The following is a 9,938-nucleotide window of genomic DNA, read 5'->3' as shown; positions in this document are numbered from 1 at the left end:
ACGTGGGAGGCCGCGATAGTCCCCGGGGAGTCGTCAACCAGGCTTTGATCCGGGGGTTTCCGAATGGGGAAACCCGGCAGTCGTCATGGGCTGTCACCCACTGCTGAACACATAGGCAGTGTGGAGGGAACGCGGGGAAGTGAAACATCTCAGTACCCGCAGGAAGAGAAAACAACCGTGATTCCGGGAGTAGTGGCGAGCGAAACCGGATGAGGCCAAACCGTATGCGTGTGAGACCCGGCAGGGGTTGCGCATGCGGGGTTGTGGGATCTCTCTTCCACGGTCTGCCGGCCGTGGGACGAGTCAGAAACCGTTGATGTAGGCGAAGGACATGCGAAAGGTCCGGCGTAGAGGGTAAGACCCCCGTAGTCGAAACGTCAGCGGCTCGTTGGAGAGACACCCAAGTAGCACGGGGCCCGAGAAATCCCGTGTGAATCTGGCGGGACCACCCGCTAAGCCTAAATATTCCCTGGTGACCGATAGCGGATAGTACCGTGAGGGAATGGTGAAAAGTACCCCGGGAGGGGAGTGAAATAGTACCTGAAACCGTGTGCCTACAAGCCGTGGGAGCGTCGGGATCTTCGGATCCTCGTGACTGCGTGCCTTTTGAAGAATGAGCCTGCGAGTTTGCGGTGTGTTGCGAGGTTAACCCGGGTGGGGAAGCCGTAGCGAAAGCGAGTCCGAATAGGGCGCTTCAGTAGCACGCTCAAGACCCGAAGCGGAGTGATCTAGCCATGGGCAGGTTGAAGCGGAGGTAAGACTTCGTGGAGGACCGAACCCACCAGGGTTGAAAACCTGGGGGATGACCTGTGGTTAGGGGTGAAAGGCCAATCAAACTCCGTGATAGCTGGTTCTCCCCGAAATGCATTTAGGTGCAGCGTCGTGTGTTTCTTGCCGGAGGTAGAGCACTGGATAGGCGATGGGCCCTACCGGGTTACTGACCTTAGCCAAACTCCGAATGCCGGTAAGTGAGAGCGCGGCAGTGAGACTGTGGGGGATAAGCTCCATGGTCGAGAGGGAAACAGCCCAGAGCATCGACTAAGGCCCCTAAGCGTACGCTAAGTGGGAAAGGATGTGGAGTCGCACAGACAACCAGGAGGTTGGCTTAGAAGCAGCCACCCTTGAAAGAGTGCGTAATAGCTCACTGGTCTAGTGATTCCGCGCCGACAATGTAGCGGGGCTCAAGCGTACCGCCGAAGTCGTGTCATTGCAGCGTATAGCCCCAACGGGTGCTGTGATGGGTAGGGGAGCGTCGTCTGCCGGGTGAAGCGGCACTGGAAGGTAGTCGTGGACGGTTGACGAGTGAGAATGCAGGCATGAGTAGCGATTCACACGTGAGAAACGTGTGCGCCGATTGACTAAGGGTTCCTGGGTCAAGCTGATCTGCCCAGGGTAAGTCGGGACCTAAGGCGAGGCCGACAGGCGTAGTCGATGGATAACCGGTTGATATTCCGGTACCCGCTGTGAAGCGTCAAACATCGAATCCAGTGATGCTAAGGCCGTGAAGCCGCCCCGGAGCCTTCGGGCAAAGGGGAGTGGTGGAGCCGCCGGACCAAGCTGGTAGTAGGTGAGTGATGGGGTGACGCAGGAAGGTAGTCCATCCCGGGCGGTGGTTGTCCCGGGGTAAGGGTGTAGGACGCAGGGTAGGCAAATCCGCCCTGCACGTGTCTGAGACCTGATGCCGAGCCGATTGTGGTGAAGTGGATGATCCTATGCTGTCGAGAAAAGCCTCTAGCGAGTTTCATGGCGGCCCGTACCCTAAACCGACTCAGGTGGTCAGGTAGAGAATACCGAGGCGTTCGGGTGAACTATGGTTAAGGAACTCGGCAAAATGCCCCCGTAACTTCGGGAGAAGGGGGGCCAGTCCTGGTGATGAGCTTCGCGCTCTGAGCTGGGGGTGGCCGCAGAGACCAGCGAGAAGCGACTGTTTACTAAAAACACAGGTCCGTGCGAAGCCGTAAGGCGATGTATACGGACTGACGCCTGCCCGGTGCTGGAACGTTAAGGGGACCGGTTAGCTCCATTTCGGTGGGGCGAAGCTGAGAACTTAAGCGCCAGTAAACGGCGGTGGTAACTATAACCATCCTAAGGTAGCGAAATTCCTTGTCGGGTAAGTTCCGACCTGCACGAATGGCGTAACGACTTCTCGACTGTCTCAACCATAGGCCCGGTGAAATTGCACTACGAGTAAAGATGCTCGTTTCGCGCAGCAGGACGGAAAGACCCCGGGACCTTTACTACAGTTTGATATTGGTGTTCGGTTCGGCTTGTGTAGGATAGCTGGGAGACTGTGAAGCACGCACGCCAGTGTGTGTGGAGTCGTCGTTGAAATACCAGTCTGGTCGTGCTGGATGTCTAACCTGGGTCCGTGATCCGGATCAGGGACAGTGTCTGATGGGTAGTTTAACTGGGGCGGTTGCCTCCTAAAGGGTAACGGAGGCGCCCAAAGGTTCCCTCAGCCTGGTTGGCAATCAGGTGTTGAGTGTAAGTGCACAAGGGAGCTTGACTGTGAGACCGACGGGTCGAGCAGGGACGAAAGTCGGGACTAGTGATCCGGCGGTGGCTTGTGGAAGCGCCGTCGCTCAACGGATAAAAGGTACCCCGGGGATAACAGGCTGATCTTCCCCAAGAGTCCATATCGACGGGATGGTTTGGCACCTCGATGTCGGCTCGTCGCATCCTGGGGCTGGAGTCGGTCCCAAGGGTTGGGCTGTTCGCCCATTAAAGCGGTACGCGAGCTGGGTTTAGAACGTCGTGAGACAGTTCGGTCCCTATCCGCTGTGCGCGTAGGAGTCTTGAGAAGGGCTGTCCCTAGTACGAGAGGACCGGGACGGACGAACCTCTGGTGTGCCAGTTGTTCTGCCAAGGGCATGGCTGGTTGGCTACGTTCGGGAGGGATAACCGCTGAAAGCATCTAAGCGGGAAGCCTGCTTCGAGATGAGGACTCCCACCCACTTGATGGGGTAAGGCTCCCAGTAGACGACTGGGTTGATAGGCCGGATCTGGAAGCCAGGTAACTGGTGGAGGTGACCGGTACTAATAGGCCGAGGGCTTGTCCTCAGTTGCTCGCGTCCACTGTGTTGGTTCTGAAACCACGAACAGCCCCGCCCGGTGAGGGTGGTGCGGCGTTCACAGTTTCATAGTGTTTCGGTGGTCATAGCGTGAGGGAAACGCCCGGTTACATTCCGAACCCGGAAGCTAAGCCTCACAGCGCCGATGGTACTGCAGGGGGGACCCTGTGGGAGAGTAGGACGCCGCCGAACTCCTTTTACAGCTCCGGCTCTTGGGCACTGCCCAGGGGCCGGAGCTTTTTTGCGTTGAGGTAGGGTCAGGGGGCATCGTTGGCTCGTTTCGCACAGGAGGCCCCCGGGTGGAGGTCCAGGAGACGCGTGTCCAGACGGACCGGGTCCTCACCATCCCCAACATCCTCAGCATGGCACGGCTCGTCGGCGTACCCCTGTTCCTGTGGTTGATCCTCAGGCCCGAGTTCGGGGGCCCCAAGAGCGACGGCTGGGCTCTCCTCGTGCTGGCCTTCAGCGGGATCAGTGACTATCTCGACGGCAAGCTCGCCCGGCGCTGGAATCAGATCAGCAGCCTCGGCCGGCTTCTCGATCCCGCCGCCGACCGACTCTATGTTCTTTCCACGTTGGTCGGTCTCACCTGGCGGGAGATCCTGCCGCTGTGGCTGACCGCCCTCCTGCTCGCCCGAGAGCTGATGCTTCTGGTGATGGTGGGCATCCTCCGCCGGCACGGGTACCCGCCGCCCCAGGTGAACTTCCTCGGGAAGGCGGCCACCTTCAACTTGATGTACGCCTTCCCGTTGCTGCTCCTTAGCGATGGGAGCGGTTGGATCGCGTCACTCGCTGCTGTTTTCGGATGGGCGTTCGCCGGATGGGGTACAACGCTCTACTGGTGGGCAGGAGTGCTCTACGTGGTACAGGTCCGCCGTCTGGTTCGCGCGGACGCCATGGCCGATTGAGCTCGGCGATTGTCCGGACGTTACGCCACATGGCCCGCGGTGGAAAAGTGCGGGACAATCTGGACGGGTGAAGTCGGCTAGACCGTCGTTTCTTGGAGGAGGACGCTTCCGACATGAAGGCCGTCGTGATGGCCGGGGGCGAAGGCACCCGCCTGCGCCCCATGACCTCTAGCATGCCCAAGCCGCTCCTGCCCGTGGCCAACCGCCCGATCATGGAGCACGTGCTACGGCTGCTCAAAAGGCACGGGCTCAACGAGACCGTCGTCACCGTTCAGTTCCTGGCATCGCTCGTCAAGAACTACTTCGGCGACGGCGAAGAGCTCGGAATGGAGCTCACCTATGCCAATGAGGAGAAGCCACTCGGTACCGCCGGAAGCGTCAAGAACGCCGAAGAGGCGTTGAAAGACGATGCCTTCCTCGTCATCTCCGGCGATGCCCTGACCGACTTCGACCTCACGGAGCTGATCAATTTCCACAAGGAGAAGGGCGCGCTGGTCACGGTCTGTCTGACCCGGGTGCCCAATCCGCTGGAGTTCGGCATCACCATCGTCGACGAGGAAGGCAAGGTCGAGCGTTTCCTGGAGAAGCCGACCTGGGGACAGGTCTTCTCCGACACGGTCAACACGGGCATCTATGTCATGGAGCCCGAGGTGTTCAACTACGTCGAAGCCGATGTTCCGGTGGACTGGTCCGGTGACGTCTTCCCGCAGCTGATGAAGGAAGGCAAGCCGATCTACGGCTTTGTCGCCGAGGGCTACTGGGAGGACGTCGGTACCCACGAGAGCTATGTGAAGGCCCAGGCGGACGTTCTCGAGGGCAAGGTGGACGTCGACATCGACGGCTTCGAGATTTCCCCTGGTGTGTGGGTGGCGGAAGGCGCCGAGGTGCACCCCGATGCCGTACTGCGCGGGCCGCTGTACATCGGCGACTACGCGAAGGTCGAGGCCGGCGCGGAGATCCGGGAGCACACGGTCGTCGGCTCGAACGTCGTCGTCAAGAGCGGCGCGTTCCTGCACAAGGCCGTCGTGCACGACAACGTGTACGTCGGGCAGCACAGCAACCTGCGCGGCTGTGTCGTCGGCAAGAACACCGACATCATGCGGGCCGCGCGGATCGAGGACGGCGCGGTCATCGGTGACGAGTGCCTGATCGGTGAGGAATCGATTGTCCAGGGCAACGTCCGGGTCTATCCGTTCAAGACCATCGAGGCCGGTGCCTTCGTCAACACGTCCGTCATCTGGGAGTCCAGAGGCCAGGCCCATCTGTTCGGCGCCCGGGGCGTGTCCGGCATCCTGAACGTGGAGATCACGCCGGAACTGGCCGTGCGGCTGGCCGGCGCCTACGCGACCACCCTCAAGAAGGGCTCCACGGTCACCACGGCCCGCGACCACTCCCGAGGCGCCCGTGCGCTCAAGCGGGCGGTCATCTCCGCTCTGCAGGCCAGCGCCATCGACGTACGCGACCTGGAGAACGTACCGCTGCCCGTGGCCCGGCAGCAGACCGCGCGCGGCAGCGCCGGCGGCATCATGATCCGGACCTCGCCGGGTGTGCCGGACTCGGTCGACATCATGTTCTTCGACGGCAACGGCGCCGACCTGTCGCAGGGCAGCCAGCGCAAGCTGGACCGGGTGTTCGCGCGGCAGGAGTACCGCAGGGCGTTCCCCGGCGAGATCGGCGACCTGTACTTCCCGGCGAGCGTCTTCGACTCCTACACCGGATCGCTGCTGCGGAACGTCGACACGACCGGGATCGCCGAATCCGGCATGAAGGTCGTCGTCGACGCCTCCAACGGCAGTGCCGGGCTGGTGCTGCCCAGCCTGCTCGGCAAGCTGGGCGTGGACTCCCTGACCATCAACCCCGGTCTCGACGAGTCCCGGCCCACGGAGACGGAGGAGATGCGGCGCAAGGGGCTGGTGCGGCTGGGCGAGATAGTGGCGTCCTCGGGGGCCGCGTTCGGGGTCCGGTTCGACCCCGTCGGCGAGCGGCTGTCGCTCGTGGACGAGAAGGGCCGGATCATCGAGGACGACCGCGCGCTGCTGGTGATGCTGGACCTGGTGGCCGCGGAGCGGCGCAGCGGCCGGGTGGCGCTGCCGGTGACCACGACCCGGATCGCCGAGCAGGTGGCCGCCTACCACGGCACCCAGGTCGAATGGACGACGACGTCGCCGGACGACCTCACGCGCGTCGGCGGCGAGGAGGGCACCATCTTCGGCGGTGACGGCAAGGGCGGGTTCATCGTGCCCGAGTTCAGCAGCGTCTACGACGGCACGGCGGCCTTCGTACGGCTGATCGGGCTGGTGGCGCGCACGCAGCTCACGCTGAGCCAGATCGACGCGCGCATCCCGCGAGCGCACGTGCTCAAGCGGGACCTGGCCACGCCGTGGGCCGTCAAGGGTCTGGTCATGCGGCGAGTGGTCGAGGCGGCAGGGGATCGCTTTGTCGACACCACGGACGGTGTGCGGGTCGTGGAGACGGACGGGCGCTGGGTGATGGTGCTGCCCGACCCGGCCGAGGCCGTCACCCATCTGTGGGCCGAGGGACCCGACGACGCCTCGGCACAGGCCCTGCTGGACGAGTGGTCCGCCGTCGTGGACAGCGCCGGGAGGTAAGGCCGGGAGGCAAGGCCCGGCGGTGAGGGAGTACACGCCGCCGGGCGGCAAAACCCACGCACGCGCGCGTGCCGGACAAGTGTCCTCCAAGGGGGCCTGTCCGGCACGCCGGTGGGGCCATTCGGAGGTACTCCTCGCGACATGCGACGATGTGCGGCATGCCGCAGCAACCCCCCGTTCGGAGCAGCCCCACGCGGGCACGGCGCCCGGACGCCTCCATGTCGTTGATCACCAACGTCATGGACCACAGCCTCGACGACGGGTACGCCGAGGCCGCCGCCCGCAAGAAGTCCGAGGGCGAGGGCGGTCTGCCCAAGACCCTCCGGGCGAAGCTCGGCCTCGCGGCCGGCCTCGTCCTCGCTGCGCTCGTCGTGACCGTCGGGGCGGCACAGACACGGGCTGCGGCGCCCGTGGTGGCCAAGGAGCGGCAGGAGCTGATCGACCGCATCGACAGCGAGACCGCGAACGCGGACAAGCTGGAGGGTACGGTCGACAGGCTCCGGGACGACGTCAGCGCGCGCCAGCGGGCGGCTCTGAAGTCGAGCGGCGGCAGTGCACAGGCGGACCTGGTGGGCGTGCTGTCGGGCGCCACGGCGGTCCACGGTCCGGGCGTCAAGCTCGTCGTGAACGACGCCAAGGAGGCCAGCACCGGCGGTGACGGCACCAACCCGCGGGAGACCTCCGGGTTCTCCGACACCGGCCGGGTGCGCGACCGGGACATGCAGCGCGTGGTGAACGGGCTGTGGGAGTCCGGCGCCGAGGCCGTCTCCATCAACGGCCAGCGGCTGACCGCCCTGTCCGCGATCAGGGCCGCGGGGGACGCGATACTGGTCGACAACAAGCCGCTGGTGCCGCCGTACACGGTGCTGGCGGTGGGGGACGGGGAACGGTTGAGCACCGAGTTCCAGAGCAGTGCGGACGGCCTGTATCTGCACGCCTTGGAGCAGAACTTCGGCATCCGCGCCACCATCTCCGCGGAGGGCGACGTACGGTTGCCCGCCGCACCGAGTGTGATCGTACGCACAGCACAGCCGAGCACCGAGAAGACTGAGAAGGGCACATCGTGATCGCCGTACTGGGCCTCGTCGTGGGAGTCGTGGCCGGCCTGTTGGTCCGGCCCGAGGTTCCGGCGGTCGTCGAGCCTTATCTGCCGATCGCCGTCGTCGCGGCACTGGACGCCGTCTTCGGCGGTCTGCGGGCCATGCTCGACGGGATCTTCGACGACAAGGTCTTCGTGGTGTCGTTCCTGTCGAACGTGGTCGTCGCCGCGTTGATCGTCTTCCTGGGCGACAAGTTGGGCGTCGGTGCGCAGCTGTCCACGGGTGTGGTGGTCGTCCTCGGCATCCGGATCTTCTCCAATGCCGCGGCGATCCGGCGGCATGTGTTCCGGGCGTGATACCGATGAGCGAGCCGAACGAGGCGAACGAGCCGAACGAGCGGAACGAGCAGCCGGACAAGCCGGACCAGCCGGACAGGCCGGAACACAGGCTGCGCAAGGAGCTCCCCGAGGAGGTGCCCGCGCGGGCACCGGAGCCGGAGCCGGCGCCGGGACAGAACACGGAAGAGCAGCTGTCCGGTCGGCAGCGGCTGGTGAAGGGGCTGTGGCCGCCGCGGGTGAGCCGGGCCCAACTCATCGTCGCCCTGCTGCTGTTCGGGCTCGGCTTCGGCCTGGCCGTGCAGGTGGCGTCGAACAGCGACAGCGACAGCGCGCTGCGCGGCGCGCGCCAGGAAGATCTTGTTCGCATTCTCGATGAACTGGATTCGCGTACACAGCGTCTTGAGGACGAGAAGCAGGGACTCGAAAAGCAGCGCCAGGAACTGCAGAGCAGCTCCGACCAGGCGGCGGAGGCCCGCAAGCAGACGGCCGAGAAGGAGAAGCAACTCGGCATTCTGGCGGGCACGGTGGCGGCGCAGGGTCCCGGCATCACGATGACGATCGAGGACACGAAGGGGACGGTCAAGGCGGACATGCTGCTCGACGCGATCCAGGAGCTGCGCGCGGCCGGTGCCGAGGCGATCCAGGTCAATGGGGTCCGGGTGGTCGCGGGCACCTATTTCACGGACTCCGGCAAGGGCGTCGGTGTCGACGGGAACAAGATCAATGCCCCCTATCGTTTCAAGGTCATCGGCAAGCCGCAGGACCTGGAGCCGGCGTTGAACATCCCGGGAGGCGTGGTGCAGACGCTGGAGAAGGAGCAGGCCACGGTGACGGTCCAGCAGTCGGGCAAGATCGTCGTCGACGCCTTGCGACAGGCGAAGCGGCCTGACTACGCTCGGTCGTCCTCCCAGTGAACCGGTGGTGCATGGGGGACGTCGGGCAGGGGCATGAGGTTGCGGGGGGTCGGCGCACCGAAGGGGTGGTGCGTGGTGGAAACTGTCTGGTGGATACGGACGTTGTGAGAATGTCCGGCTCGGCCGGTGTAGGCAATCAGGGTTCGTCCTGCCCCACGGGCGGGTCTGTTTCGGTCAAGGGGAATCGCCCGTGAAGTTGTTTGCGAAGTTGTTCCGCAAGAGCGCGCGAGAGGGCAGCGACAACGCGACCGCTCGTCACCGCGCACAGCCTGACGCGGAGGGTCAGCGCCCGCTGTTCCGGGACCAGGTCGCTGGTCCGGGCGGTGACATTTCCGGAGGTCAGGGCGGGGCGTCGGTTGACCCTTCCCGGTCCGGCGGCATAGGTTTCGGGCAACCGTCAACCTCAGGTGCGGGTGGAGGGTTCGCCCCCGGTCCGTACGCGTCCAACGCCCCGGCGGGGCAGCCGCAGGAGGATCCGTCGATGTCGGTCCTGGTGTGTACGAGGTGCGGTAACCGCAATGCGGAGAACGCCCGCTTCTGTTCCAATTGTGGCGCGCCGCTGCGCCCCGGAGTGGCGCCGGAGCGTGCCTCCGAGACGACGTCCACGATCTCGATCTCCGGGCTCGAGGCCTACGACGCGGAGGTCACCGGCCAGACGCAGATGCCGATGCTGTCGCCCGAGGCGCAGGCCGCGGTGGACGCGCTGCCGATGGGCTCGGCGCTGCTGGTGGTGCGCCGGGGACCGAACTCGGGCAGCCGCTTCCTGCTGGACAGCGACCTGACCACGGCCGGCCGTCACCCGCAGAGCGACATCTTCCTGGACGACGTCACGGTCTCGCGGCGGCACGTGGAGTTCCGGCGCTCTCCGGACGGCTCGTTCACCGTGGCCGACGTGGGCAGTCTGAACGGCACGTACGTCAACCGTGAGCGGATCGATCAGGTCCCGCTGTCGAACGGTGACGAGGTGCAGATCGGCAAGTACCGGCTGGTGTTCTACGCGAGCCGGCAGGGCATCTGACCCGCCCCCGGACCCGGTGTCCGGGGGGACCCCCAGGGAA

Annotated in this window: 6 protein-coding genes and 2 rRNA genes (1 of these 8 running past the window's edge); all 8 read left to right on the top strand. The window is 64.6% G+C overall.

The annotated features are described in order from the left end of the window. Positions 1 to 3,060, top strand: a 23S ribosomal RNA gene (locus ACQPXS_RS10710) (it extends 55 nt beyond the left edge of the window). An 86-nt stretch (positions 3,061 to 3,146) separates the two neighbouring features. Beyond that, positions 3,147 to 3,263 (top strand): 5S ribosomal RNA (gene rrf / locus ACQPXS_RS10705). A 107-nt stretch (positions 3,264 to 3,370) separates the two neighbouring features. Then, complete coding sequence (locus ACQPXS_RS10700; protein WP_351808020.1) at positions 3,371 to 3,979, top strand: CDP-alcohol phosphatidyltransferase family protein; 609 nt, start codon at positions 3,371 to 3,373, stop codon at positions 3,977 to 3,979. Between the two features lie 113 nt (positions 3,980 to 4,092). Further along, on the top strand, positions 4,093 to 6,588 hold the full coding sequence (locus ACQPXS_RS10695; RefSeq protein ID WP_433449048.1) for a sugar phosphate nucleotidyltransferase: 2,496 nt from the start codon (positions 4,093 to 4,095) through the stop codon (positions 6,586 to 6,588). A gap of 149 nt (positions 6,589 to 6,737) precedes the next feature. Further along, the gene (locus tag ACQPXS_RS10690; protein WP_356317990.1) at positions 6,738 to 7,655 is read left to right on the top strand and encodes a DUF881 domain-containing protein; all 918 of its coding nucleotides are present in this window, start codon (positions 6,738 to 6,740) and stop codon (positions 7,653 to 7,655) included. Further along, positions 7,652 to 7,984: a small basic family protein gene (locus ACQPXS_RS10685; protein ID WP_003988855.1), complete on the top strand. Its 333-nt coding sequence runs from the start codon at positions 7,652 to 7,654 to the stop codon at positions 7,982 to 7,984. The genes ACQPXS_RS10690 and ACQPXS_RS10685 overlap by 4 nt, the downstream gene beginning before the upstream one ends. 5 nt (positions 7,985 to 7,989) lie before the next feature. Beyond that, positions 7,990 to 8,880: a DUF881 domain-containing protein gene (locus tag ACQPXS_RS10680; protein ID WP_433449047.1), complete on the top strand. Its 891-nt coding sequence runs from the start codon at positions 7,990 to 7,992 to the stop codon at positions 8,878 to 8,880. Positions 8,881 to 9,070: 190 nt separating this feature from the next. Next, complete coding sequence (locus tag ACQPXS_RS10675; RefSeq protein ID WP_433449046.1) at positions 9,071 to 9,898, top strand: FHA domain-containing protein; 828 nt, start codon at positions 9,071 to 9,073, stop codon at positions 9,896 to 9,898. Positions 9,899 to 9,938 lie beyond the last annotated feature (40 nt).

Source organism: Streptomyces sp. CA-142005 (assembly GCF_050942335.1).
In the GTDB taxonomy this organism is placed as follows: Bacteria; Actinomycetota; Actinomycetes; order Streptomycetales; family Streptomycetaceae; genus Streptomyces.
This window is presented reverse-complemented; position numbering and strand designations above follow the sequence as displayed.

Coding starts and splice junctions, on each gene's coding strand:
- ACQPXS_RS10690 (WP_356317990.1), top strand. CDS start 6,738: ATGTGCGGCATGCCGCAGCAACCCCCCGTTCGGAGCAGCCCCACGCGG.
- ACQPXS_RS10695 (WP_433449048.1), top strand. CDS start 4,093: ATGAAGGCCGTCGTGATGGCCGGGGGCGAAGGCACCCGCCTGCGCCCC.
- ACQPXS_RS10680 (WP_433449047.1), top strand. CDS start 7,990: ATGAGCGAGCCGAACGAGGCGAACGAGCCGAACGAGCGGAACGAGCAG.